The organism is Priestia endophytica, assembly GCF_026790145.1.
Taxonomy (GTDB): Bacteria; Bacillota; Bacilli; order Bacillales; family Bacillaceae_H; genus Bacillus_I; species Bacillus_I endophytica_A.
Genome location: NZ_JALAMS010000032.1, coordinates 115,450 through 139,924 on the forward strand (window position 1 = coordinate 115,450; position 24,475 = coordinate 139,924).

Consider the following 24,475-nt stretch of genomic DNA (forward strand, 5'->3'; position numbering starts at 1 on the left):
ATAAAAAATGACATTTCTTGATGTTCAAAACATAAGTCATACGTACTTCTCAAAAAAGCAAGCTACTTCTGTTCTTGAGAACATTTCATTCACTCTTGAAGAAGGCGAATTTATTTCTCTTTTAGGACCGAGTGGCTGTGGGAAAACAACGCTTCTTTCTATCATTTCTGGGCTCCTTTCTCCAACAGAAGGGAGCATATTTATCCAAGATCAAAAAATGAAAGACCGGAAAGACTTAATTGGCTATATGCTTCAACAAGATTATTTGTTTAATTGGAAAACGATAAAAGAAAATGTCCTTCTTGGGCCTAAAATCAAAAAGCAAACGTCAGCAGAATGGGAGGAAAAGGCGACAGCTCTCTTAGAAACTGTTGGACTGCCAAATGTAGAATCCCTCTATCCGAGCGAGCTTTCAGGTGGGATGAGGCAGCGTGTTTCACTCGTTCGTACACTCATTACGAATCCACAGCTTTTATTGCTTGATGAACCTTTTTCAGCGTTAGATTTTCAAACCAAATTAAAGCTTGAAGATCTTGTTGGGGAAACGTTAAAGAATTTCAATAAAACCGCCGTTCTTGTTACACACGATATTGGTGAAGCCATTGCAATGAGTGACCGTATTTTTCTTCTTTCAAGAAACCCGGGGAGACTTTCTAAAACATTTATCGTTCCTCAAAGTTTACGGAGCTTATCACCGCTTGAAGCACGTCAACATGAAGAATATAATGCCTTATTTCAACGCATTTGGAAGGAGTTTGAACATCTTGAACAATAATAAAAATACAGCCTTCCTTCATGAACAGTATTTGCGTACCTTAAAAAGAGAAAAAGTTTATGTTCGTCTTTTTCAACTTCTTATCCTCGTTTCTTTTTTTATTCTATGGGAAGTTGGTTCGCGAACAAAAATTTTAGATCCGCTTATTTTCAGTTCCCCTGTTAAAGTGAGCGAGCTTTTTATTGAAAAGCTGATAGATGGCTCTCTGTTGCAGCATACAAGCGTCACTCTTTTTGAAACACTGCTCGGGTTTTTAATTGGGACGCTTGCTGGGATTTTACTTGCATCGCTTCTTTGGTGGTCACCAAAGCTTGCTAAAATTCTTGATCCTTATCTTGTTGTATTAAATGCGATGCCTAAAGTAGCGCTCGGGCCGATTCTGATTGTTGCGATTGGACCAAACTTTTCCTCCATTCTAATTATGGGGGCTCTCATTTCTGTGATTATTACTACCATTGTTATTTATACATCATTTAAAGAAGTGGATCCTAACTATGTAAAAGTCCTTCGTATTTTCAATGCCTCACGACTTCAATGTTTTAAAGAAGCCATCCTACCAAGCTCTTTTCCAGCTATCATTTCTACTTTTAAAGTGAATGTTGGATTATCTTGGGTAGGCGTTATTGTCGGGGAATTCCTCGTTTCAAGTCAAGGGCTCGGTTATATGATTATTTATGGATTCCAAGTGTTTAATTTTACCCTTGTGCTTCTAAGCCTCTTGCTTATTGCCATTTTAGCTACGCTTATGTATCAAGGCGTTGCTATTCTTGAAAAAAAATTGCTGAAATAATAAAAAGGAACATCTCTTACGAAGATGTTCCTTTTTGAGGTAATATTCCCTGACGTCGCATTTCAGTTAACACGTGCTGAAGAACGTCATCTTTCATAATAAAACTGTATTCTTCATGATTTTTAATATCTTTTGGTAATTCTCTTACTAAAACAGGTCCTTTAGTTTCTAGGTAATCATCTCTTTTTTTAATCTCTGGAATAGAAGCAAAGTAAATGTTTTTGATAATAATTCGTTGGCGGCTACATACTTTATACTGCCCTAAATAGTGTAAATCTGTAACAACTCCACCTGTTTCCTCCATTACCTCTCGTCTAGCAGCTTCTGCAGGTGTCTCTCCTTGCTCTACTTTTCCACCTGGAAACTCCATTCCACGTGTTGAATGATCTGTTAAGAGCCATTGGCCTTCAAAACGACACACAACCCAGACATGTTTCGGATTTTTAGAAAAAGCATGTTTATTAAAAGACAAAAAAACTTGATTCTGGTAGCTATCTTTAAACGTGTACATATGACATTACTCCATCGCTCATTATTATGATTTCTATTGTAGCATAGAAGTTTTCAATACGTTCTTTTTTCCCGACAAAAAAAGAGCAATTATTGAAATCACTCTTTATTTCTGTTCAGCAACGGCAGGATTTGTTCAATATGGGCTTTGGCATTCTCATCTCCAAGCTCATACAATTTATCATATATAGCACAAATATGGCGATCATAAATGTCATTTCCTTTATCATGATGATATTCTAAGTATGGAACATGGGCTCTGAAGTAGTTACCCCAATCTGTTGCTCTGTTTTCATTAAAGATCTCTCTTAGTTCTTCTATTTCCTCATTATTGGCATAAATCGTATAGTTCCAATCTGACGCAGTACTAATTTGTGAAATTTCCCCTGTTGCTAATGTAACGTAATAGGTTTGTCGCTCGTTTATCATAGAATTCTCTCCTCTTTGTAGAGATAATAGTGTTCTTATCCCACAAAAAGGAGAAAAATATTCATTTTATTTTTTAAATCGGTTTTGTAAGGCTTGAATTGCATTGATAATAATTTGTGGTACAGGTAGTCCTACTCTTTTTGCGTTATCAGTGATAGAAATGATTTCGTTAAGCGTATAAAATAGGATTGTTGTATTGCGGATGAAATTCTCATCCCAGAGTAGAACATCCATAAAGTTTGCTACAGCAACTAAAATAAAAATTAAAATCTTTTGAGCAATTCCTCTATAACCGATACGGCTATTGAATTTCTTGTGCACAATAGCTGATAGCAAGCCAGTTATATAATCGAGAATAACGCATGCCAAAAGAATAGTTAGTAAATAATCCCACCCACCGAACAGCAGTCCAGTAAAAGATCCGATGCTAGCAATGCCGAGCAAGAAAGACTGTTTAAACACAGTTTCCCTCCTCCCAAACTCCTATGATAGGAAATAGTTAATTCACAGTATTATTATATGTACAAACTACCAAAGTGCGTGGGAATTTAAAGAAATGAAGATAACGTGTAAAAAAAGAGGGAAAAGGAGGCATATATCATATAAAAAAGCAAACAAGCATAAGGCCTGTTTGCTTTTCATTACATTTTCACAATAACTCTACCCGTTGATTTTGCTTGTAAAATGTTGTCTAGAGCATTTGGAAGTTCTTCCAAGGAAATCTCTTTGTTCACAAGCTTTGAGAAGTCTTGGGGTTTTAAATCTCCTCCCATTCGCTCCCAAAGTTTTTGTCTACGCTCCATTGGACAATAAACAGAATCAATGCCAAGGAGGTTTACCCCACGCAGTATGAATGGATAAACAGATGTTGGAACTTGGCCTCCACCCGTTAACCCACTTACGGCAACAGAACCGTTATAAGAGATTTGACTAAGAATTGACGCTAGCACTTCACCACCAACAGGATCTACGGCTCCTGCAAACTTTTGTTTATCAAGCGCTTTTATTTTGCCATTGTAAACATCCTCACGCGAGATAATCTCAGACGCCCCAATACTTTTCAAATACTCGTGCTGTGATTCTTTCCCGCTGCTTGCTACAACGGTATAGCCCCGCTTAGAAAGCATTGCGATAGCAACGCTACCAACTCCACCTGTTGCTCCTGTCACAAGAACATCACCGTTTTCTTCTTGAAGACCGTTTTCTTCTAACCGTTGAACAGATAGAGCAGCTGTAAATCCTGCTGTCCCTAAAATCATTGCTTCTTTTAATGTTAAACCTTCTGGTAATGGTACAATCCAATCTCCACGAAGGCGTGCATATTCACTATAACCACCAAAATGAGAAACCCCAATTTCGTAGCTTGTTGCAATTACTTTGTCACCTTCTTTAAAGCGCTCATCTTTTGAGGAAACAACTTCTCCTGCAAGATCAATTCCAGGGATAAAGGGATAAGAAGAGACAATTTTTCCATTCTTAATACTTGCTAGTCCATCTTTATAGTTCACACCAGAGTAAGCAACTTTTACAACAACATCTCCTTCTGGTAAGTCTGACAGAGATAGATGCTCAATGTTCCGTGAAACCTCTTCACCTTGTTCACGAATAACTAATGCTTTAAAAGTCTCTTTCATAAAAATTCTCCTTTCTTATATTCCCATACAATTTATATTAAATGAAAACAGAGAGTGTAACAAATATCTGCTACACTCTCTGCCTTCACGCTTCTGAAATTACTTTTAAAACTGTTTTGCAGCCCATCCAAAGTAAGCGAGGAGCGTAATAAAGAAGTTCAGGTACTTCAAGCAAAACGTCAAAGGCTGTCTCTGCTACTTCCTTCTTTCTCCTGTTCTGCTTTTTCTTTTTCAGCTTCACTTCTGCACCGTCTCCTTTCTTTGTTTAAAAAGATATACGGAGCAAAGAGAGAAACTGTTTCAAAAACTTGCTAGAAGCAAAAAAGCGAAGATATTCTCCGCTTTTTCTTATCGTCCTAAGAACGAATTTAACATCCATTTATGTTTTTCAAAGCTTTTATGCATAGCAAGGAGCATATCTCCTGTTGTTTCATCGTCAGCTTCTGCAGCAGCATCCATACCTTCTTTCAACTCTTTTGTTAATGTATTGAAGTCTGCTACAAGGTTTGCTACCATGTCTTTTGCACTTTCATTCTTTTCTGCTTCTTTGATAGAAGACATTTCAAGATATTCTTTCATTGTTGCAACAGGTTTTACTTCAAGAGCTAATAAACGCTCTGCTAAGTCATCAATATTTGTAGCTGTCTCGTTGTAAAGCTCTTCAAACTTTTCATGTAGGGTAAAGAAGTTTTCTCCTTTTACATACCAGTGATAATTATGTAGCTTAATGTAAAGGACACTGAAATTTGCGATTTGATTATTTACAATTGTTGTAACTTTATTGTTTGACATCGTTATTCCTCCGAATTATTTTTTTTAACACATTTTCTCTATTATAGTTGTACCCACTTTTACACAATGTTCAAACTTAAAATTATGGAAAAAAAGCGTCCTTTTTAAAAAAGGACGCTTTTTTTCTTAACCAAATACTTTTTCTAAATCTTCATCATTTTGTTCAAGCCAGAACTTCATTAGACGTTTTGCTCCATCTAAATCGTGAAGTTTCGCTTGACCGCATTGTGTTTCATTTGCAGCTGGGATTTCAGTAATATTCACAGCATCTTCAAATGTTTCTCTTAACAATGTAATGATTTCTTTTACAGTTGGCTCGCCGCTTACCACTAAATAGTACCCTGTTTGGCAACCCATTGGAGAAACATCAATGATATCAAAATGGTCGTGTTTCTCTGCGTATTTACGGATTGTAAATGCTAAAAGATGTTCCAATGTATGAATAGTATCAGGCTTCATCGCTTGCTTATTCGGTTGACAAAAACGGATATCAAACTTATTAATTAATCCATCAGTTCCTACTTTATGAACACCACAATGACGAACATAAGGAGCTTTCACGGCTGTATGATCAAGTTCAAAACTTTCAACTGAAGGCATAAAAAAGCTCTCCTTTCAATGTATCATTTGTATTTTTTAATCGTATCTAGTATAACATATCGTAGGTTATAATAAATTTAGAACACTCTTTTTAAGGAAGGTTTTATTTATGAAAAAATTATTGCTCTGGCTTATTAGAGGATATCAGCTGTTCATTTCTCCCCTTTCTCCTCCACGCTGTCGCTTTCATCCCACATGTTCACACTATGGTCTTCAATCGATTCAGCGCTTTGGAGCCATTAAAGGTACCTACCTTACAATAAAACGAATATTAAAATGCCATCCCTTCCATCCAGGAGGCTTTGATCCAGTTCCTGAAAAAAAGGACAAGCATTCACATTTAAAATAATTATTTCGCTGAAGTAACGGCTTTTTCGTCACGATCTACAACATCTAATTTTCCTGTTGCAGGGTCAATGACTAAACCGTGCACAGGGACGTTTGGTACAAGCGGATGGTTGCGAATTTGATCAACGCTTTGTTGAACGCTATCTGTTACATTATCAAATCCACGAAGCCAGTCATCAAGGTTAACTCCAGCATTTTCTAACGTATGGATTGTATCTTCTGTAATACCGCGTTCAACAAATTTTTTCTTTACAGACTCTGGATTGATACTGCTCATTCCGCAGTCATGATGACCAATAACAAATACCTCATCTGCGCCTAATTCATAAATAGCAACAATAAGGCTGCGCATAATTCCGCCAAATGGTGTTGAAACAACAGCACCTGCTGATTTTACAATTTTAGCGTCTCCGTTTTTTAAGTTCATACTTGCTGGTAAAAGTTCGATAAGTCTTGTGTCCATGCATGTTAAAATAACGCATTTCTTGTTTGGAAACTTTGTTGTTTCAAATGTTTTGTACTCTTGTTTCTCAACGAATTGCTTGTTATATTCTAGAATTTGTTCTAACATTTTTCTACTCCCCTTATCATATCTTATATTGTGAAATTCATTATTTATTATATCAAATTTTTAAAAAAGAGGATGTCCTAAAATTTATCCTTTTAGAACATCCTCCTTTTATTGTTGTTTTTACTTCATATTATATTTCTTCTTAAACTGCTCTGCTCGTCCATCACGGTTACCAAATTTTTGACGGCCTGTGTAGAATGGATGTGTGTCAGATGAAACCTCTACTTTTAAAAGCGGATAAGTGTTTCCGTCTTCCCACTCTATTGTCTCGTTTGATTTCTTTGTTGAACCACTTAAAAATTTATATCCGCTGTTTGTGTCCATAAATACTACAGGCTGATAATCTGGATGTAAATTTTGTTTCATAGTTATCGTGCTCCTTTCAAAATCATATCCCTATTATAAAACGTAACCATTACTATTTGCAAACGAAAAGTTTTCCTCCCTTCCAAAATCATGAATAATTAATTCCAATAAGTGGACAATAAGGTTTATTGATACTTCACTGGAAAGGTAGGAGCATTATGGATCACTTAGTTACAGCACGCTCAATGTTTGGAATGACAATGGGTTTTCATATTATTTTTGCCACACTAGGCGTTGGTCTTCCTCTTATGATTCTCATTGCAGAACTTTTATATCAAAAAACAAAAGATCCGTCTTATAACATTATGGCACAGCGTTGGATCAAAGGTTTCTCTGTTTTACTTGGCGTTGCTATTCCAACCGGAACAATTGCCGGAACACAGCTCTCTTTATTGTGGCCTGGTTTTATGGAGGTTGTTGGTAAAGTTATGTCTCTTCCGTTCCAAATTGAAATTTATGCTTTTTTTATTGAAGCTCTCTTTTTATCTATCTACGTGTATGCAGCAGACCGCATTTCTCCATTGATGAGGATTATTAGTGTCATATCTATTGCAATTGGTGGAGCAGCTTCAGCTGTCTTAATTACGAATGTCCATGCTTTTGAAGGAACTCCTGCAGGGTTTACCATTACAGATGGAAATATTACTAATGTTGAACCTTGGGCAGCTTTCTTTAATCCAAGCTTTTTAGTCACAGCAGGGCATGTTGTTGTCTCAGCATATACAACAGTTGGTTTTATTATTGCTTCGATTGCTGCTTACAAAATGCTACGCTCGCGCAAAGATAAAAAGGTATACTCTTTCCACCGAAAAGCTCTTATTATCGGTTTAACTGTTGGAGGAATATTCTCTTTTCTAACAGCCCTTAACGGTCATGAATCAGCGCAGCATCTTTATGAATATCAGCCAGAAAAGCTAGCAGGTGCTGAAGGGCTTTTCGAAACTCAGGATCATGCTCCACTAACACTCGGAGGATTCACGGATGTTGAAAATCAAGAAATTAAATACGGAATAGAGTTCCCATGGGCGTTAAGCTTTTTAGCTGGCAACAGTTTTAATACTACTGTAATTGGGCTTAATGATTTCCCAAGAGAATATTGGCCACCGTTATTTATTCACACTTTATTTAACTCAATGGTTGTCATTGGTGGATTTCTTCTTATGTTAGCTCTTGCAGCATTCGTGTGGACGAAGTTCTTAAAGAAAAAAGAATTTCCGAAACTTTTTCTCTGGGCATTTATTATCTCAGGCCCGCTTGCTGTAATTGCTATTGAATCCGGATGGATCTTTGCTTGTACAGGACGTCAGCCATGGATCATTTACCGTATGATGAAGACGTCTGAAGCTGTTACAACATCAGCAGATTTAAGTCTACTCTTTTTCCTATTCCTTCTTGTCTATATTATTTTAGGAATAGCTGTTGTTCTTGTGCTTCGCTATTACTTCAAGAGACATCCTGTTTCAGAAGATTTAGCTAAACTAAACTCTGAAGGAGGAATTTAAATGGCGGATACGCTCATTGCTGTTACTCTTTTGTGGGGGCTTGTTTTTATCTATGCCATTATGGCTTCCATGGATTTTGGAGCTGGGTTTTGGTCTATGGTGTATATTAACAAAGAAAAAACGAATGCAACGAATATTGCAAACCGTTACCTTTCACCAACATGGGAAGTTACAAACGTATTTATTGTAGCTATTGTGGTTGGATTATTTAGTTTCTTTCCAAGTGCTACATTTACGCTCGGAACAGTTCTCCTTATTCCAGGAAGTATTATGCTTCTCTTGCTTGCGATTCGAAGCGGATTCCTTGTTTTTTCTCACATGGCTAAAGGATATGAAAAAGCACTAATTTACGTTTCTGGCGTATCAGGTATTTTCATCCCTGCTCTGTTAATTTGCGTTCTCCCTATCACACACGGTGGCTATATTAACAAAGTGAATGGAAACGATCATTTAAATTTAGGAGCACTTTTTACTAGCCCAAACGTATATATGTTTATGCTATTCGCCTTCACATCAACGCTATTTCTTTCATCACTTCTATTGACAGATTACTCCAAAACATCTGATCAGTACAATGCATACGAAGTATATCGACGTGATGCTCTCATCACAGGCCCATGCTCCCTTATTGCTGGGTTTCTTGTTATAGCAACATTACGAACTGAAAGCCCTTGGATTTACAACAATATGATGGATCATATTTGGGCTCTAGTTGCTTCTATTATTGCTTTTATTATCGCAGGACTGTGTCTCTTCCTTCCAACAAAATCAAGGCTTGGAAGACCCCGCATTTCTGTTGTGATGGTTATTATTCAATATTTCTTTGCAAGCTATGTGTATGGCCGCTCTCATCTCCCATACATGGTTTACCCACATGTAACACTTGAAGAAGGATTTACAGATCCGGCAACTTTTAAAGCTCTGTTTATCACTTATATTGTAGCGTTCATCATTCTCTTCCCTGGGTTTGTGTATTTTTGGAGACTTTTCATGAAAGATCGCGGCTATCTGAAGAAGAACTTCAAATCAAAAGATGATAATGATCCAGAAGGTGCCTATTAAAAAAACCCCCTCCTAGGACTCTCTAAGAGGGGATTTTTGATTATATAAAAGAGTTGTTAATAAGTAATCACTGACTTTTGCTAACAAAAGGTAATATTCAGTTAAGGATTGAAAAGACTCTCTCGGGATATTATGCCAGTACTTGTCAATAAGTTGAAGTAAATAGAGAGAAGAACGTTCTTTTTGCGGGGCTTGATAGAACAAAGTTGTAATTTTCTCTATTGCCCTTATAATAGGCTTCTTCCACTTTGCTTCACTTTTTGTACTTTCTATTATCCAATCTAAGAACAACCCTTCTTTCCTTATGTCATTACAGCTCATACTATCCCTCTTTCGTTTTTTATTAGTCTATCTTTTGAATTACTCGGTAGATTGCGCTCCACGAATGATGAACAAAGTAAATTGGTTTAGCGCTTTTTTTCGCTTTCTCTTTAATTACTTTTGCAAGATTATGATTGATAAAATCAGTAATGACAAGCACGAAACGAATATGTTCTGGAATATCTCGCTTTACCATGTTTGCCTTACGTCCGTCTAAATGAATCACCTCATTGTACCCTTCATTCTCTAATCTTGTTGTAATATGTTTAACACGGTCTCCTCCAACAACTAAAATCGATCCCATTTTAGCTCCACCCTTCTTTTATTTCTTCTATTTTCACGTTCATTATGTTAAATTCTTGGCGTTCCATAATCATATTTAAGTATCCTCAACAAGCAATCAGAATATTTTTTCTCTTTGCTCTTCTATAACTAGCATAATTGAGAATGATTCTCTTTGTCAACAACTAATTGATAACATTTATCAATTAGTTGTTCTGTCCTATAGAAAAAATAAATGAGCATGCTTATATTGCATGCCCATTTATAGCTAGATTCTTTGCTGTTTACGCTTTAAAGCTGATTCATAAATCTCTTTCTCTTCTTCACTTTGGGGCACAATTTTTGGAACTTCTATTGTTTTTCCCTCTTCATTGATAGCTACCATTGTGACAAAAGAAGTTGTAGTAGTAACTCTCTCTTTTGTTTTCCAATCTTCTTTTATCACTCTTACATATACTTCCATTGAACTCCTTCCTGTATGAGCAATTAGTCCTTCAATACTTAAAATATCTCCAACCTTTACGGGAGATAGGAAATCCACAGAATCAATAGAAGCTGTGACCGTTGTTGAAGCAGAATGTTTCATTGAAACAATAGCAGCCATCTCATCAATGGAGGCCAGTACTCTTCCCCCAAACATTGTTCCTAGATTATTTGTATCAAGAGGAAGAACAAGCTTTGTTTGCATAACCTTTGAATCTTTCATTAGAATTTCTTTCATGTTAAATTCTCCTTTTCTATTCACATACTAGCTTTGTCAGTAAAGGAGAATTTATACAAAAAATGACCCTTCAAATGAAGGGTCATTACTTTTCTGAAAAACCTTCGCTTTGTTTAAGCTTTTGTTGTGACAGTCGCTTAAAAAGAAGGCCATGCTTTGGTGAAGAAAGAAAAGCTAACAAGAAAAGCAGACCACACGAAGCTGCCATTGCACCTGCTATAGATATGTTCCAATATGATGCACTATAGTATCCAATAACAGCTGCTACTGCCCCAACAGCGGCACTTAGTATAATCATGACGATTAAGTGATCAGTTAATAAATAGGCTGTTGCTCCTGGAACAATAAGCATTGCAACAACTAAAATGGCCCCAACGCTATCAAATGAGGCAACAGTTGATAAGGAAAGCATCCCCATCAGCAAATAGTGAATAAATGTAACTGGAATACCAAGCTCAAGTGCCATTTGAGGGTCAAAAGAAGTAATCTTCAACTCCTTATAAAAAATCCATATTAATATGAAATTAATAAGAGCTACAGTTCCAAGCATCCATACTGCTTTAGGTCCTAAAGAATAACCGAAGAGCTCCAGTGTATTCCATGGCACAAATGTAATATCGCCCATAAGAGCATGATTCACATCCAAATGCACCTTATCTGCATAGACAGTCACAAGGACAACGCCAAGCGCGAAAAGAGATGTGAACACAACCCCAATAGCTGCATCTGATTGAACACCGCTTTGATGCAAAAGCTGAACAAACCAAGCTGTTAATAATCCAACAGAGGCTGCCCCAATCAGCATGTAAATACCGTCCAAGCTGTTGCTGACTAAAAAAGCTACAACAATACCGAGAAGTACAGTATGACTAATTGCATCTGCTAGCATTGCCATCTTACGGAGAATTAAAAAACAGCCAATTGTTCCACAAACAATCCCAACAAGCATTCCGGTAATAATAATCCATCCTTCAAAGCTCAAATTCCTAACCTCCTTTATGAAATATTTTCTGGCGTTGTTTCTGTTAGTTCGCTCTCTTGTTCTTTTAAAAGGAAAGGCATACGACCCTGGTTTTTAAGAATGTCTAGAAGTTCTGTTAGAATATCTTTTGGTATATCTCTGATTTCCCCGTGAGCTGTTCTTAATTGGAGATGACCATAGTGCATTTCATTCATAAGATACACTTCCATTAGCCTTCTTTTTAAGGTCAGCTCGTGAGCTACTGAAAGACCTTCTTCTGTTAAACGATATTCCTCTCTACTATTTTTCTTCAATAACTGCTCTGAACGTAACTTTTTTAAATTTCGTTCTAATTTCCTCTGTGAAATAAATCTTGTTTTCATAAGATCTGAAGAAGACATAGACGGAGAATAATCTTGCTTTTTCTGAAGCTTTGCCCACTCTTCTCCTTCATAAAAAAGAACAAGAACATCCTCTCTTAGCATGTTTTGATTAAAACGAATTCTTTTAATTAACGTGGAAATGAGCCCTCGCTTTGGAGAAAATAAAAGTGAAAAAAGGAAGAGGACAGTTAAAGACAAAATAATTACAGGGCCTGTTGGTAAAGAGGCGTAACTTAAGCTCACAATTGTTCCAAGCCCTCCAGAAACGAGGCCCATTATCCCTGATAAGATTGTCATAACGCTCAATTTGTCTGTCCAGTAGCGCGCCGTAATAGCTGGAGTGATGAGTAAAGCAGACATTAAAATTACGCCAACAGCTTGCAAGCCAATAACAACCGCAAGTACAATCATTGTCATTAGTAAACCATTTAATCCTCTCACAGGAAGTCCTAATCCTTTTGCAAACTGTGGATCAAATGTGATGACCTTAAGTTCTTTAAATAAAAGAGCTGTTACACATAAAAGAAGCAGAGAGATGATACTAATAATCTGAACATCTGCTCCAACAAGAGAAGCCGCTTGACCGAATAAGAAATCGTCAAGTCCACTTTGATTTCCGGCTCCATTATGCTGGATATACGTAAGAAGAACGATCCCTATACCAAAGAAGACAGAAAGCACAAGCCCAATCGACGTATCTTCTTTAATACGTGAATGCCTCACAATGAATTGAATACAGTAAGTTGCAATCATTCCTAGTATAGTAGCTCCAATGATGAATGGGATAAGCGCCTTTTCTCCTACAATGAGAAAAGCGAGACATATTCCAGGAAGAGCTGCATGTGCCATTGCATCTCCAATTAAGCTTTGCTTTTTTAAAAGAGCAAAGCTGCCAAGAACCCCACTGCAAAGACCTAACAGTAATGTTCCAAGCAATACCCACTGAACGTTTCCATTCTTAAAAACTTCTTGAATAACTTCCATCGTCCTCCCTCCTCTACTTTTTAGATGTGACAAGCATTTCTTGATTTAAAAATGCTAATCCCCCGCCATATGTTGTTTGTAAATTATCAAAGGTAAATACCTCTTCTGTTGGGCCTATTGCAATCTTTCTCATATTCAATAGAAAAACCCAATCAAAATATTCTTGAACAGTCTGCAAATCATGATGAACAACAAGAACCGTTTTTCCTTGTTTTTTTAGTTCATCTAGTAGAGTAATAATTGCTTTTTCAGTTGCAGCATCAACTCCAACAAACGGTTCATCCATAAAGTACACTTTAGCATCTTGAGCAAGTGCCCTTGCTAGAAATACGCGCTGCTGCTGTCCTCCAGATAGCTGACTAATTTGCCTACCAGCAAATGCTGACATTCCAACTTTATCCAAACATTCCATTGCAAACTGTTTATCTTTTTTAGAAGGGTATTTCAGCCAGCCAATGTGTCTGTATCTTCCCATTAATACAATATCAAGTGCATTTGTGGGAAAGTCCCAGTCCACAGATCCTCTTTGAGGTACGTAACCAACAAGGCTTCTTTGTTTTTCATATGGCTTATCATAAATAGATACATGTCCGCTTGCTTTTGGTATCAATCCTAATATTGCTTTAATAAGTGTAGACTTCCCAGCTCCATTTGGACCAATAATTCCAATCAGTTTTCCTTCTGGAATTGAAAAGCTAACGTTTTGAAGAACTGGTTTTTTATGATAAGCAACCGTTAAGTTATCAACTCTTACAGGTTCCATGTCCTACCTCCTTTATTTAAGCGCCTTTGAAATTTGCTCAATATTGTGACGGTACATCCCAATATATGTACCTTCCTCTGTTCCTTCTTCCCCCATTGCATCTGAGTAAAGTTCTCCACCAATTTTTACATTGTGATCTGCTTTTTTCGCTCCCTCTACAACTGCATTGATTGATTTTTTAGAGACACTACTTTCAATAAATACAGCTTTAATTTTTTTATCGACAAGTGTATCTACTAAATTTTGAACGTCTTTTAAACCATATTCAGAGTCTGTACTTAAACCCTGTAGTCCCATAACATCCATATTGTAGGCTTTGCCGAAGTAACCAAAAGCATCATGAGCTGTAACAAGAATACGACGTTCCTTCGGGATTTCAGCAAACTTCTCTTTCGCTTCTTTTTTCACCTTATTTAATTCCTCTATATATTGCTCTGCATTTTTTTCATATTCACCTTTGTGATCAGGATCAAGCTTCACAAGTTCTTCCTTTGTCTCTTCAACTGCATACACCCAAAGCTCTGGATCAAACCAAACATGTGGATCATAAAGCTTTGCATCATCTACAGACTTAATGAGCTTTTCTTTTGGAATAGCTTCTCCTACAGGCACAACAGGTTTTTCTTTCTCAATTCGTTCAAAAATATCCCCCATCTTTCCTTCTAGATGTAGACCATTGTAAAGAATTATATCTGCTTCTTGTATTTTTTTAATATCTCCTTGAGAAGGTTGATAAAGATGTGGATCAACACCAGGTCCCATTAAGGCTTCTACTGTGACTTTATCTCCACCAATACTTTTAGCAATATCTGCAACTTGACCTGTTGTAGCTGTGATTTTTACTTTTTCTCCTTTATCTCCTGACGAGCTTGCCTTTTCACTTTGACAACCTGCCAGTACTAAAATGAACAAAAATGCCCCTATCATTACGACTAACTTCTTCAAAACTCATCCCCCTTTTGTGCTCGCACTATTTTTTTGCTCTAAGGCAACTTTTTAAGCAAAAAAATACCTTTTTCTTTTTAGAATAATTTATGCTTACATACTAAAAAGTTTCCTTAATACAAAAAATATAGCCTAATTGAAAAAATGTCAACTTTTTTTGTATATTCTTCATATTATCGTTCTGTTCTTCACAAACATCTTCTCTCTAAATATAAAAGCTCGGAAAGAAATTATTCTTCTTTCCGAGCTTTTATATTTAAAATTCTTCTTTTTTAGTTGCAATTTGATCAATAAAAGGCTCATCAATGAAAAATCCTAAACCACTTTCTAATGGTACTTCAATATGACCATCAAAAACTTTAATCCCTTTTTTGATCACATCTCGACTCCAATAACGGTCTGACGCAGAAACGTCACCTGAAATTGTAAAACCAGGCAAGCTTGCAAGTGCTACATTATGAGCACGAGACACACCAGATTCAATCATCCCACCAACCCAGAGTGGAAAATGATGTTTAAGAGCTAGCTCATGAATTTGAAGAGATGGGGATAGCCCACCAATTCTCCCTGGTTTCACAACAAGAATTTTGCAGCTCTTAAATTGAATCGCTTGGTAAGCTTTTTCAACAGATGTAATGCTTTCATCAAGACAAATCGGCGTTTTCAATACTCGCTGAAGTTCGCTATGTTGAAAAAATTCATCTTTTCCAAAGGGCTGCTCAATCATCATCAAGTTAAGAGAGTCAAGCTGTTCTAGAAGAGACATATCAGTGAATGTATATGAAGCATTAGCATCTGCCATAAGCGGTAAATCTGGGAATTGGTGACGAATCTTTTTCAAAACTTCATAGTCGTGACCAGGTTTAATTTTAATTTTAAAGCGTTTATATCCTGCCTTTACATATCCCTTAATACTTTGAATCATTGATTCTTCATCACTAATACCAATAGCTACTCCTGAGGAAATTTTAGAAGCTGTGCCTCCAAGGACCTTTCCTAACGGTTTGCCAAGCTTCTTTGCATAAAGATCCCATAGAGCTAAATCAAGCGATGCCTTAGCCATACTATGACCTTGAACGAATGAAAACAATTTGGTTGTTTCCCTTGGGTGTGTTACCTTTTCCCCTTTCAAAAAGGGAATTAAAAAATGCTTTAACGCATATTCACACGTATCTACCGTTTCTTCCGTATACCATGGAGTATCAAAAGCAACACATTCTCCCCAGCCAACTGCTCCTGTTTCATCTTTCACTTTAAGAAGTAAAAACTCTCTATCTTTTACTGTTCCATACTTTGTAGAAAAAGGACTTTTTAATGACAGACTCAACCTATATAAGGTGATATTCTCAATCTTCATTTTGTTGACCCTCTAGCAAAGAAAACAGCTTCCGTCTCACTAATTTATTTGAAGCGTTTCTTGTTAGCTCATCTACAAAATAAAAGTTTGCTGGAATTTTGAAGGAAGCGAGTCTTTTTTGACAGAATGATTTTAGCTCACTTTCCTCTATAGAGTGTGCCATGACAAGAAAAGCAGCCGGAACTTTCCCCCATCTTTCATCATCTTGACCTGTTACACCAGCTTCTTTAACAGCAGGATGCGAAAGAAGCACAGATTCTATTTCTGCCGGATATACATTTTCGCCCCCTGAGATGATTAAGTCTGAACGTCGATCAAGTACGTACAAATAACCATCTTCATCAACATATCCCATATCTCCCGTATGAAGCCATCCATCTATAATGGCTTTATTTGTTGCTTCTTCGTTGTAGAGATATCCTTTTGTCACGTTCGGTCCTTTTACAACAATCTCTCCTACTTCTTGCTTATTCTCTGATTTTATTTTTAGCTGCGCTGGGAAAAGCACCTTTCCAGCCGACCCAAGTTTAGTAAGCGCATCCTCAGGTGAAAGAGTTACAATTTGTGAGGAAGTTTCCGTCATTCCATATGTTTGATAGACAGGAATGTTTGCTTCTTTGCACTTTTCTAGTATTGGCAAAGGAGCTGGACCTCCTCCTAAGAGAAGACATCGAAATGTATCTGGATACGGCTCGTGAAGATGCTCTAGCATTTTCTGCAGCATTGCTGTTACACAGGATATAATTGTTACCCCCTCATAAAAAATAGCATGTTGCACTCTTTCTGCCTCAAATTTCTCATGAAGAATTACAGTCATTCCATATATGACGCTGCGCATTAAAATCGAAAATCCACTAATATGAAAAAGTGGCACGGCCAAAAGCCAACGATCATTATCATGAAGACCTAAGTTTAAAGAAGATCCAGTCGCACTCCACCAATGGTTCCCATACGTTTGAACAACCCCTTTAGGATTTCCTGTTGTTCCTGATGTATACATAATTGTTGCTACATCTGAAAGGGAAACTTCCTCTTGGAAAGATAGATTACGCTCTTCAAGTTTTTTCACTTCTGAAAATGAAGCTTTTTGAACACCTGTAATTGACGTTTTAAATAGTTCATCATCTGTAATAAGAATAGAAGCTTTACTATTTTCTAGCTGAAACGATAGCTCTTTCTCCGTTAGCTTAGTGTTTAAAAACACGACTTTAGCTCCTATACCAAGCAGTGCATGAAGAAAAATGACGAAATCTAAACTATTGTGAGCAAGAATCCCAACATGGCTTCCTTTTTCTATCCCAAGTGCCCCTAACTTCTTCCCTATTTCTTCTGCTTTTATAAAAAGTTCTTTAAATGTAATTTCTTCTTTCGGCGTTTTAACTGCAATCCGGTTCGGAGACAGAAAAGCTCTCTTTTTTAACCAGCTTGGCATTGTCTGTTCCATATTATTACTCCTTCTTTATCGAAAAAGCAGCTTAACGAAATTCATTAAGCTGCTTTCTCTTTGTTATTTTTAAGGGAATCTTGGGAACTGCTTGAAGTCTGGAGTACGTTTCTCTTTGAAAGCATCTCTTCCTTCTTTTGCTTCATCTGTTGTGTAGTAAAGAAGCGTTGCATCTCCACCAAATTGTTGCATACCTGCTAGTCCATCTGAATCTGCATTGAACGCAGCTTTTAGGAAACGAAGAGCAGTCGGACTTTTCTCAAGCATTTCGTTGCACCATTGAACAGTTTCTTCTTCTAGCTTCTCAAGAGGAACCACTGTATTTACAAGACCCATATCCAATGCTTCTTGTGCACTGTATTGGCGACATAAGAACCAAATTTCACGCGCCTTTTTATGCCCAACAACGCGAGCAAGATAACCAGCACCATAACCAGCATCAAAGCTCCCTACTTTTGGACCTGTTTGACCAAACACAGCATTATCAGCTGCAATTGTTAAGTCACAAACTAAGTGTAAAACATGACCTCCACCAATTGCGTATCCTGAAACCATTGCAACAACTGGTTTTGGAATAACACGAATTAAGCGTTGTAAATCAAGTACGTTTAAACGAGGAATCTGGTCATCCCCAACATAGCCACCATGACCACGTACTTTTTGATCTCCACCAGAGCAGAATGCTTTTTCACCAGCACCTGCTAGTACGATAACACCAACATTAGCATCATCACGAGCATATGCAAAAGCATCAATTAGCTCTGAAACTGTACGTGGGCGGAATGCATTATGCACCTCTGGTCTGTTAATTGTGATTTTAGCAATTCCATTGTACGTTTCATATAAAATATCTTCGTACTTACGTTCTGCAGTCCATTCTACTGTAGACATTTTTTAGTCCTCCTTTATTCATGTACACTTTGTAAAAACCCATCTACTATTTTACTAAAAATTCGAGGTTTTTCCACATGTATAGCATGCCCAACTTCTTTAACTCTTTCTAAAAAAGAGTTTGTAAGCTGCTCATCTATCTCTGAACCAATCTGACAAAACTTTATATCAAGTTTTCCTGTGATAAGAAGTGTTGGCATATTGAGAGTAGACAAAAGCGGCCACCATGAAGGCTGCATGCCTGTCCCCATCCCAATTAAGCTATTTGCTAAACCGCGGGGAACGTTTTTTAATCGCTCTTTTCTTACTTCTTCAATAATATCATTTGGCAAGGACTTTTGAGAACGAAAGAGCGGGATGTTTTCCCACTTTTCGACAAAAGCCTCTATTCCTTTTTCGTTAATGAAAGAAGCAAGTTGCTCATCATTCAATTGACGAGCTTTCTTTTCTTCAATTGTCTTAAGACCAGGTGAAGAGCTTTCTAATATAAGTGCTGTCACTTTATGAGGATATAAGATTGCAAACGATAACGCAACTCTTCCACCCATTGAATAACCAAGAATCGCTGCTTTTTCAATCTTTAATTCATAGAACAATTGAAGCAAGTCTGCTACAGTTTCCTCCATCGTATAACGACTAGGATCAGCAGGCTTGTCTGTTTCTCCATGTCCAATAAGATCTACTGTAATCACTTTATAATGAGTAAAATCTTTCTTCACATGTTTCCATGTTGCCTGAGATCCTGTAAAACCGTGAAGAAGCAGAAGAGGTGGGCCTTCTCCTTCGATTTCAATATTATAATTCACTCCACGAATGATTTTGTTCATTTTTTCTTTTCCTCATTTAAAGCATCCTCAATATCTTTCCACATGCTTCGATGTGTTTCAACATTCTTCGTACGCACTGTTTCAATCTCAATGACTGTAACACCTTTCGTTCTGAAAGATTCCTCAAGGTAATAACGAAAATCCGCCCAATTGCTCGCTTTATGAAATGACCCATGATAAGCTTTTACAGCATTTGAGAAATCAATTCCGAGTGGCGTACCAAAGAGAAGTTCGAAATGCTTTTCTTCCTTTGCTTGAGGAAGAAAAGAGAAAATACCTCCACCATCGTTATTAACAAGCACAACGGTTAGGTTCAATTCATTCAAATGTGCAGCTAATAACCCATTTAAATCATGATAAAAAGATACATCGCCAATTAATAATACAGAATGATGATAAGCAGTACTTGCGCCAAGTGCTGCTGAAACAACTCCATCAATTCCGTTAGCTCCCCTATTTGCTAATACATCTAGACTTTTAGATGACTTTCTTAAAAATGTATCAACATCTCGAATAGGCATAGAGTTTCCAACAAAAAGAAGGCTTTGCTCTGGAAGAGCTTCTTGAAGTTCTACAACAACTTTTCCTTCATCAAGTTCCTCTGTATTGGCCATTGCCTGCTTAAGAAGGTCACTTGTGATATTTTGCACATTCATCCATTTTGAAAGCCAATTTTTTGAGAAAATGATGTTTTCACATTGTTCCCTTAAGCTTCTACATAAAAATTCTTCATGCGATACAATAACATCTGTTATCGTTCCTGTCGGATCACGCCAATCTAATGTATGATCTACCATTATGAAATTTTCTGGTGCGTAGTTTGTCATAAACTTGAGCGTTGTTTTTGAAACAGGCATTCCACCGAAACGAACAATAAGATCTGGTGCTAATTCTTCAGCTACCTTTTCATTTTTTAAGAAAGTATCATAACTATCCATTACAACATCTTGCACTAGCTTATTTGTTCGAATATTTGATAAAGGATCAGCAAGAATAGGAATATTAAGCATATCTGCTAAAGCAACAATCTCCCTGCTTCCTTCTTCAGAAATTTGTTGGCCGCAAATGAAAAGAGGTTTTTCTGCTCTTTCCAACAATTGTTCTACGTAAGCAACATCAGCTTGGGAACCAATTCTCTCGCTTACTTTTTTTCGCTCTTCTCTTCTTTCTTCAAAGAAATTGTGCACTTCTGCTAAGTTAGGGAGAAGTGGCTCTCGAAGCGGGAAGTTCACATGTGTAACGCCTTGGCCACCACGTTCAGCAACATGAACAGCTCTTTTAGCTACTTGTTTAATATACCGAAGAGCTTCTACTGAGCTTTCAGGTATAGAAACATCCACAAACCATTTGGCATACTTACCGTACAAGTTTACTTGATCAATTGCTTGTGGAGCCCCTACTTCTCTTAGCTCATGCGGTCGATCTGCTGTTACAATAACAAGCGGGACACGAGAATAATGGGCTTCTACAATAGCAGGAAAATAGTTAGCTGCTGCTGTACCTGACGTACAAAGCAAAACGACAGGATGCTGTTTTGCTTTCGCTATTCCTAAAGCGAAAAAAGCCGCAGATCGTTCATCAATATTAGTATACACATTTAGTTCGTCACACTCTGCCATTGTAAGTGCAAGCGGAGTTGAACGAGATCCAGGACTGATAACAACGTCCACAATGCCACTGCTTACTAGTCCATCTACAAATGTTGCTACATATGAAGTAAGAGCATCACTTGTCATTGTTCATTCCTCCTAACGCTGAAAGCATTGGCTTAAATTTTGTTTTTGTTTCTTCATATTCACTTTGAGGATCTGAATCTCCCACAATTCCACAACCTGCAAAAAGTGATGCTTCATGACCACGCAGCAATGCTGATCGTATTCCAACAATAAATTCACCGTTACCATCCCCATCAAGCCATCCAATTGGGGCTGCATACCATCCTCTTTCAAACACCTCTAGCTTTTCTAACACCTCAACAGACTCTTCTTTAGGATATCCACCAAGAGCAGGAGTTGGGTGCAGTTTCTCCACAAGTTCAATAAGAGTGGTTCCTTCTTTTGCTTTTCCTTTAATAGGAGTATATAAGTGTTGAATATGCTTTACTTTATAAAGAGTTGGATGCTCAGGGGCATATACATTTAAGCACGTCTCTTTCATTGCCTTTTCAATCATATTTACAACAAGGTTATGTTCAAACAAGTTCTTTTCGTCGTTCAATAGCTCTTCCCCTAATTTTTCATCTTCCTCTGCAGAATGTCCCCTTGGGATAGAGCCTGCTAAGCACGTTGAAAAGACCTCACCATCAACACTTTTTACAAGTCGTTCCGGAGAAGCACCGATAAAACATTGGCTATCTTGTTCAACAGCAAAAATATAGCTTAAATTCTGTTCTTCTAGCAAGTTTGATAAGGCATATTCACTCCATATTTTTTCATGAAATGTTACTTGTAATTCACGTGCTAATACAACTTTTTCAATTTCACCACTTCTAATCTGTTCTGTTGCATGCTTCACAGCTCTTTTCCATTCTTCAGGAGCGACTTCATGTTGAACAGCATCTCTGTTATGAACTTGAGATGGAAGAGTGTCAGAAGCAAGAAAAGTTTCTTCGATATGCTCCATTTCTTTTATAATGTCCTCTACTGATTCGCCTTGCTTAATATATCGATTAAAGGTTAAAAAAGCTTCTTTATTATAGGAGGTAAAAAGAACTTTAGGAACAAAAAAACGACTAACAGGAAAACTCGTCCATAAATTATCTTCCTTTTGATAAGGATGAAAAGAGAATCCTCCAAAAAGCAAGTTACCTGTCCCAAACGGTGTTTTGTTGTCCTCTGCACCTCCAATAAAACGCTTCCATTCTTCTTCAACATACTTAAAACGATCTCTACCCTTATTCTTTTCAATAATATGGGCATAATCAAATCCAACTAGATAAAAAGGATCATACGCATCTTTCCAAAAGAAACGCTTCCCTTCATATAAATGGCGCCCATTATAGTAAACAGAGAGAGGATCAAACTGAGCAATTTGCTTTACGATACTAACAAACTGAGGCTTCTCTAATTTATTAGCACGTAAACTAGCGTCTTCAATTTTCCGTTTCGCTTCCTCAATGCTTGTAACCACACTAGCTCCCTCCAGTAAAATCTGACATAATCTTATTTTTATTTCCCAATTTATTTTAGGGAAATTTATATGGTAAAATCTTTTCTTAAAGATAGAAAGTTGTAACAAAGAAAAAAATCTTCTCTTAAAATAAATGCTTGTCTAATGTTGTAGAAATACGCAACTAAATAATTATAAATCTTTCTCTTTAAAAATGCTAGTGAAGGGCTTCATAATCTAAATGTAATCTCTATACCCCTTTTTAAACTTTATTTGCACAAAGATTTAGTAAGTGAAAAAAAGTTGAACTTTCTCGTGATTTTCTCTACACTAATGTTAGGTGTTTTTTGTCTAAAAACGTCTATCTAAAATGTTTTTATAAATATCTTTCTAGAGAGAGGATGAGAACAAGCATGCAATCATCACAACCGCGTGCTGCTCAATCGCCAAAAAAGGGATGGAAAGTATGGTGGAAATTAACACGTCCACATACCTTAACAGCAGCTTTTGTTCCTGTCTTAATTGGAACAGCTCTGTCTATGCAATCTACTTCAGTTAATATTCCCATCTTTCTAGCAATGTTAATTGCGTGTCTTTTTATTCAAATTGCTACGAACCTTTTCAACGAATATTACGACTTCAAGCGTGGACTTGACAATGAAAACTCGGTAGGAATTGGTGGCGGAATTGTTCGTGAAGGAATTTCTCCTCGGACAATTATGAACAGTGCTCTTATTTTGTACTTATTATCAATGATTATTGGGGTATATATTTGCATGAGTAGCAGCTGGTGGCTTGCGCTTATCGGCCTTTTTTGTATGGCTGTTGGATATCTTTATACTGGAGGTCCATACCCTATTGCTTATACACCGTTTGGAGAACTCGTATCAGGACTTATGATGGGAAGTTCCATCATATTGATTTCTTTCTTCATTCAAACAGGAAAGATTACAGCAGAAAGTGTTGTCGTATCTATTCCTATTGCAATTCTTGTAGGTGCTATTCTACTTGCAAACAATATCCGTGATTTTGACGGAGACAAAGAGTTTGGCCGTAAGACGTTAGCTATTCTCGTCGGAAAGAAACAGTCTATTGTAGTGTTAGCATCTATGTTCACCGTATCTTATGTATGGATTATTGGACTTATTATTGCAGGAGTAGCAAGCCCTTGGCTATTATTAGTATTCCTTAGCCTTCCAAAACCAATCCAAGCTGTAAAAGGATTTATTGGAAAAACAATGCCAATTCAAATGGTACCGGCTATGAAAGCTACAGCACAAACAAATACGTTCTTTGGATTTTTATTATCCATTGGTCTTTTTATCGGCTACTTCTTCTAAAAAACACAGTCTTTTGACTGTGTTTTTTCTTATATTACGATACTGTTATTTCTCATTATTTAAGATCGACTTTTAATTATATGCTTTATAATCCTATACATTAGAAAAGAACATTGTGCTTATCCTATTACATGTTGAAACTTTTTAACTTTGTACAACGTATTACAAGAAGAAAACTATTTGAAAAGAGGAGAAGAAATGAATTCACATGAAATAGATTATAAACTTTATGGAGATGATATGCAGTTCGTAGAGATTGAACTTGATCCACGTGAAAGTATTATAGCAGAAGCTGGAAGTATGATGATGATGGAAGAGAACATTGAAATGGAAACCATTTTTGGAGATGGATCAGCAAGTTCTGGTGGAAGTGGACTATTTGGAAAGCTTATGGGAGCTGGCAAGCGTGTATTAACAGGCGAAAGTCTTTTTATGACAGCATTTACGAATAGCGCTCATAACAAACGTCGCGTCTCTTTTGCTGCCCCTTATCCAGGAAAGATTATCCCAATGGATTTAAGCGAACTAAACGGCAAAATCATATGTCAAAAAGATGCTTTTCTTTGTGCAGCAAAAGGTGTAGCAGTTGGAATTGATTTCCAACGAAAACTTGGAACAGGTTTCTTTGGTGGAGAAGGATTTATTATGCAAAAAGTAGAAGGTGATGGTCTTGCTTTCCTTCATGCTGGGGGTACAATCCACGAGAAAACACTTGAACGTGGTGAACGTCTACGTGTTGATACAGGATGTTTAGTTGCTATGACAAAAA

29 protein-coding genes (1 of these 29 cut by a window edge) are annotated in these 24,475 nt (G+C 37.1%); 7 read left to right on the top strand and 22 right to left on the bottom strand.

The window, feature by feature from the left end:
• Positions 1 to 7 precede the first annotated feature (7 nt).
• Entirely contained in the window at positions 8 to 775 is a 768-nt protein-coding gene (locus MOC86_RS20820) for an ABC transporter ATP-binding protein (RefSeq protein ID WP_268585907.1), read from the top strand.
• Positions 765 to 1,565 carry an ABC transporter permease gene (locus tag MOC86_RS20825; RefSeq protein WP_268585908.1) on the top strand — a complete coding sequence of 267 codons (801 nt, stop codon included), beginning with the start codon at positions 765 to 767 and terminating at the stop codon, positions 1,563 to 1,565. The genes MOC86_RS20820 and MOC86_RS20825 overlap by 11 nt, the downstream gene beginning before the upstream one ends.
• Positions 1,566 to 1,581: 16 nt before the next feature.
• Here the strand turns inward: MOC86_RS20825 and ytkD are convergent, their stop codons facing one another.
• The 7 genes from ytkD to MOC86_RS20860 form a co-directional block, all read right to left on the bottom strand.
• Positions 1,582 to 2,076, bottom strand: a complete 495-nt coding sequence (ytkD, locus tag MOC86_RS20830) for an RNA deprotection pyrophosphohydrolase (RefSeq protein ID WP_019391091.1) — start codon at positions 2,074 to 2,076, stop codon at positions 1,582 to 1,584.
• A gap of 98 nt (positions 2,077 to 2,174) precedes the next feature.
• Positions 2,175 to 2,504 carry a hypothetical protein gene (locus tag MOC86_RS20835; RefSeq protein ID WP_019391090.1) on the bottom strand — a complete coding sequence of 110 codons (330 nt, stop codon included), beginning with the start codon at positions 2,502 to 2,504 and terminating at the stop codon, positions 2,175 to 2,177.
• Between the two features lie 66 nt (positions 2,505 to 2,570).
• Positions 2,571 to 2,966 carry a phage holin family protein gene (locus tag MOC86_RS20840; protein WP_268585909.1) on the bottom strand — a complete coding sequence of 132 codons (396 nt, stop codon included), beginning with the start codon at positions 2,964 to 2,966 and terminating at the stop codon, positions 2,571 to 2,573.
• A gap of 179 nt (positions 2,967 to 3,145) precedes the next feature.
• Positions 3,146 to 4,138, bottom strand: a complete 993-nt coding sequence (locus MOC86_RS20845) for an NADPH:quinone oxidoreductase family protein (protein ID WP_268585910.1) — start codon at positions 4,136 to 4,138, stop codon at positions 3,146 to 3,148.
• Positions 4,139 to 4,223: 85 nt separating this feature from the next.
• Positions 4,224 to 4,379, bottom strand: a complete 156-nt coding sequence (locus MOC86_RS20850) for a hypothetical protein (RefSeq protein ID WP_268585911.1) — start codon at positions 4,377 to 4,379, stop codon at positions 4,224 to 4,226.
• Positions 4,380 to 4,486: 107 nt separating this feature from the next.
• Positions 4,487 to 4,930 carry a Dps family protein gene (locus MOC86_RS20855; RefSeq protein WP_061803994.1) on the bottom strand — a complete coding sequence of 148 codons (444 nt, stop codon included), beginning with the start codon at positions 4,928 to 4,930 and terminating at the stop codon, positions 4,487 to 4,489.
• A gap of 126 nt (positions 4,931 to 5,056) precedes the next feature.
• Positions 5,057 to 5,530 (bottom strand): S-ribosylhomocysteine lyase, encoded by a 474-nt coding sequence (locus MOC86_RS20860; RefSeq protein ID WP_019391085.1) that lies wholly within the window; start codon positions 5,528 to 5,530, stop codon positions 5,057 to 5,059.
• A gap of 109 nt (positions 5,531 to 5,639) precedes the next feature.
• Between MOC86_RS20860 and yidD the strand changes: the two genes are divergently transcribed.
• Positions 5,640 to 5,879, top strand: a complete 240-nt coding sequence (gene yidD, locus MOC86_RS20865; RefSeq protein WP_268585913.1) for a membrane protein insertion efficiency factor YidD — start codon at positions 5,640 to 5,642, stop codon at positions 5,877 to 5,879.
• Here yidD and MOC86_RS20870 read toward each other — a convergent pair whose 3' ends face one another.
• Positions 5,880 to 6,449 (bottom strand): beta-class carbonic anhydrase, encoded by a 570-nt coding sequence (locus MOC86_RS20870; RefSeq protein ID WP_268585914.1) that lies wholly within the window; start codon positions 6,447 to 6,449, stop codon positions 5,880 to 5,882.
• Positions 6,450 to 6,569: 120 nt separating this feature from the next.
• A complete protein-coding gene (locus tag MOC86_RS20875) occupies positions 6,570 to 6,815 on the bottom strand; it encodes a type B 50S ribosomal protein L31 (RefSeq protein ID WP_061803998.1) in 246 nt (81 codons plus the stop codon).
• Positions 6,816 to 6,973: 158 nt separating this feature from the next.
• Here MOC86_RS20875 and MOC86_RS20880 point away from each other — a divergent pair, with 158 nt between their 5' ends.
• Together MOC86_RS20880 and MOC86_RS20885 are read left to right on the top strand one after the other, a co-directional pair.
• Complete coding sequence (locus MOC86_RS20880) at positions 6,974 to 8,317, top strand: cytochrome ubiquinol oxidase subunit I (RefSeq protein WP_268585915.1); 1,344 nt, start codon at positions 6,974 to 6,976, stop codon at positions 8,315 to 8,317.
• Positions 8,318 to 9,379, top strand: coding sequence for a cytochrome d ubiquinol oxidase subunit II (locus MOC86_RS20885; RefSeq protein WP_243516883.1), 1,062 nt, complete (start codon positions 8,318 to 8,320; stop codon positions 9,377 to 9,379).
• Between the two features lie 12 nt (positions 9,380 to 9,391).
• Here the strand turns inward: MOC86_RS20885 and MOC86_RS20890 are convergent, their stop codons facing one another.
• The 13 genes from MOC86_RS20890 to MOC86_RS20950 all read right to left on the bottom strand — a co-directional run bounded on the left by MOC86_RS20890 (position 9,392) and on the right by MOC86_RS20950 (position 22,387).
• Complete coding sequence (locus MOC86_RS20890) at positions 9,392 to 9,700, bottom strand: hypothetical protein (RefSeq protein ID WP_268585916.1); 309 nt, start codon at positions 9,698 to 9,700, stop codon at positions 9,392 to 9,394.
• A gap of 22 nt (positions 9,701 to 9,722) precedes the next feature.
• Positions 9,723 to 10,004 (bottom strand): DUF2325 domain-containing protein, encoded by a 282-nt coding sequence (locus MOC86_RS20895; protein ID WP_243516877.1) that lies wholly within the window; start codon positions 10,002 to 10,004, stop codon positions 9,723 to 9,725.
• 246 nt (positions 10,005 to 10,250) lie between these two features.
• A complete protein-coding gene (locus tag MOC86_RS20900) occupies positions 10,251 to 10,703 on the bottom strand; it encodes an acyl-CoA thioesterase (protein WP_243516874.1) in 453 nt (150 codons plus the stop codon).
• 85 nt (positions 10,704 to 10,788) lie between these two features.
• Positions 10,789 to 11,685 (bottom strand): metal ABC transporter permease, encoded by an 897-nt coding sequence (locus MOC86_RS20905; RefSeq protein ID WP_268585917.1) that lies wholly within the window; start codon positions 11,683 to 11,685, stop codon positions 10,789 to 10,791.
• Positions 11,686 to 11,699: 14 nt separating this feature from the next.
• Positions 11,700 to 13,031, bottom strand: coding sequence for an iron chelate uptake ABC transporter family permease subunit (locus tag MOC86_RS20910; RefSeq protein WP_268585918.1), 1,332 nt, complete (start codon positions 13,029 to 13,031; stop codon positions 11,700 to 11,702).
• A gap of 13 nt (positions 13,032 to 13,044) precedes the next feature.
• Positions 13,045 to 13,794 (bottom strand): metal ABC transporter ATP-binding protein, encoded by a 750-nt coding sequence (locus tag MOC86_RS20915; RefSeq protein WP_268585920.1) that lies wholly within the window; start codon positions 13,792 to 13,794, stop codon positions 13,045 to 13,047.
• A gap of 12 nt (positions 13,795 to 13,806) precedes the next feature.
• On the bottom strand, positions 13,807 to 14,739 hold the full coding sequence (locus MOC86_RS20920) for a metal ABC transporter solute-binding protein, Zn/Mn family (RefSeq protein WP_326847754.1): 933 nt from the start codon (positions 14,737 to 14,739) through the stop codon (positions 13,807 to 13,809).
• A 256-nt stretch (positions 14,740 to 14,995) separates the two neighbouring features.
• On the bottom strand, positions 14,996 to 16,096 hold the full coding sequence (gene menC / locus MOC86_RS20925; RefSeq protein WP_268585921.1) for an o-succinylbenzoate synthase: 1,101 nt from the start codon (positions 16,094 to 16,096) through the stop codon (positions 14,996 to 14,998).
• Complete coding sequence (locus MOC86_RS20930) at positions 16,086 to 17,540, bottom strand: o-succinylbenzoate--CoA ligase (RefSeq protein WP_268585923.1); 1,455 nt, start codon at positions 17,538 to 17,540, stop codon at positions 16,086 to 16,088. Before MOC86_RS20930 ends, menC begins: the two co-directional genes overlap by 11 nt.
• Before the next feature lie 69 nt (positions 17,541 to 17,609).
• Positions 17,610 to 18,431 (bottom strand): 1,4-dihydroxy-2-naphthoyl-CoA synthase, encoded by an 822-nt coding sequence (gene menB / locus MOC86_RS20935; RefSeq protein ID WP_019391070.1) that lies wholly within the window; start codon positions 18,429 to 18,431, stop codon positions 17,610 to 17,612.
• Positions 18,432 to 18,445: 14 nt separating this feature from the next.
• A complete protein-coding gene (gene menH, locus MOC86_RS20940; RefSeq protein WP_268585924.1) occupies positions 18,446 to 19,258 on the bottom strand; it encodes a 2-succinyl-6-hydroxy-2,4-cyclohexadiene-1-carboxylate synthase in 813 nt (270 codons plus the stop codon).
• Entirely contained in the window at positions 19,255 to 20,994 is a 1,740-nt protein-coding gene (menD, locus tag MOC86_RS20945) for a 2-succinyl-5-enolpyruvyl-6-hydroxy-3-cyclohexene-1-carboxylic-acid synthase (protein WP_268585925.1), read from the bottom strand. Before menD ends, menH begins: the two co-directional genes overlap by 4 nt.
• A complete protein-coding gene (locus MOC86_RS20950; protein WP_268585926.1) occupies positions 20,984 to 22,387 on the bottom strand; it encodes an isochorismate synthase in 1,404 nt (467 codons plus the stop codon). Before MOC86_RS20950 ends, menD begins: the two co-directional genes overlap by 11 nt.
• A gap of 392 nt (positions 22,388 to 22,779) precedes the next feature.
• Here MOC86_RS20950 and MOC86_RS20955 point away from each other — a divergent pair, with 392 nt between their 5' ends.
• Together MOC86_RS20955 and MOC86_RS20960 are read left to right on the top strand one after the other, a co-directional pair.
• A complete protein-coding gene (locus MOC86_RS20955) occupies positions 22,780 to 23,706 on the top strand; it encodes a 1,4-dihydroxy-2-naphthoate polyprenyltransferase (protein ID WP_372439972.1) in 927 nt (308 codons plus the stop codon).
• 198 nt (positions 23,707 to 23,904) lie between these two features.
• Positions 23,905 to 24,475, top strand: partial view of a TIGR00266 family protein gene (locus tag MOC86_RS20960; protein WP_268585927.1) — the 5' portion only. The gene runs 230 nt beyond the window's last position; 571 of the gene's 801 nt are visible here — the first part of the coding sequence; it begins with the start codon at positions 23,905 to 23,907; its stop codon lies off the right edge, out of view.

Coding starts and splice junctions, on each gene's coding strand:
- MOC86_RS20820 (WP_268585907.1), top strand. CDS start 8: ATGACATTTCTTGATGTTCAAAACATAAGTCATACGTACTTCTCAAAA.
- ytkD (WP_019391091.1), bottom strand. CDS start 2,076: ATGTACACGTTTAAAGATAGCTACCAGAATCAAGTTTTTTTGTCTTTT.
- MOC86_RS20835 (WP_019391090.1), bottom strand. CDS start 2,504: ATGATAAACGAGCGACAAACCTATTACGTTACATTAGCAACAGGGGAA.
- MOC86_RS20845 (WP_268585910.1), bottom strand. CDS start 4,138: ATGAAAGAGACTTTTAAAGCATTAGTTATTCGTGAACAAGGTGAAGAG.
- MOC86_RS20855 (WP_061803994.1), bottom strand. CDS start 4,930: ATGTCAAACAATAAAGTTACAACAATTGTAAATAATCAAATCGCAAAT.
- MOC86_RS20860 (WP_019391085.1), bottom strand. CDS start 5,530: ATGCCTTCAGTTGAAAGTTTTGAACTTGATCATACAGCCGTGAAAGCT.
- yidD (WP_268585913.1), top strand. CDS start 5,640: ATGAAAAAATTATTGCTCTGGCTTATTAGAGGATATCAGCTGTTCATT.
- MOC86_RS20870 (WP_268585914.1), bottom strand. CDS start 6,449: ATGTTAGAACAAATTCTAGAATATAACAAGCAATTCGTTGAGAAACAA.
- MOC86_RS20875 (WP_061803998.1), bottom strand. CDS start 6,815: ATGAAACAAAATTTACATCCAGATTATCAGCCTGTAGTATTTATGGAC.
- MOC86_RS20880 (WP_268585915.1), top strand. CDS start 6,974: ATGGATCACTTAGTTACAGCACGCTCAATGTTTGGAATGACAATGGGT.
- MOC86_RS20885 (WP_243516883.1), top strand. CDS start 8,318: ATGGCGGATACGCTCATTGCTGTTACTCTTTTGTGGGGGCTTGTTTTT.
- MOC86_RS20890 (WP_268585916.1), bottom strand. CDS start 9,700: ATGAGCTGTAATGACATAAGGAAAGAAGGGTTGTTCTTAGATTGGATA.
- MOC86_RS20895 (WP_243516877.1), bottom strand. CDS start 10,004: ATGGGATCGATTTTAGTTGTTGGAGGAGACCGTGTTAAACATATTACA.
- MOC86_RS20900 (WP_243516874.1), bottom strand. CDS start 10,703: ATGAAAGAAATTCTAATGAAAGATTCAAAGGTTATGCAAACAAAGCTT.
- MOC86_RS20910 (WP_268585918.1), bottom strand. CDS start 13,031: ATGGAAGTTATTCAAGAAGTTTTTAAGAATGGAAACGTTCAGTGGGTA.
- MOC86_RS20915 (WP_268585920.1), bottom strand. CDS start 13,794: ATGGAACCTGTAAGAGTTGATAACTTAACGGTTGCTTATCATAAAAAA.
- menC (WP_268585921.1), bottom strand. CDS start 16,096: ATGAAGATTGAGAATATCACCTTATATAGGTTGAGTCTGTCATTAAAA.
- MOC86_RS20930 (WP_268585923.1), bottom strand. CDS start 17,540: ATGGAACAGACAATGCCAAGCTGGTTAAAAAAGAGAGCTTTTCTGTCT.
- menB (WP_019391070.1), bottom strand. CDS start 18,431: ATGTCTACAGTAGAATGGACTGCAGAACGTAAGTACGAAGATATTTTA.
- menH (WP_268585924.1), bottom strand. CDS start 19,258: ATGAACAAAATCATTCGTGGAGTGAATTATAATATTGAAATCGAAGGA.
- menD (WP_268585925.1), bottom strand. CDS start 20,994: ATGACAAGTGATGCTCTTACTTCATATGTAGCAACATTTGTAGATGGA.
- MOC86_RS20955 (WP_372439972.1), top strand. CDS start 22,780: ATGCAATCATCACAACCGCGTGCTGCTCAATCGCCAAAAAAGGGATGG.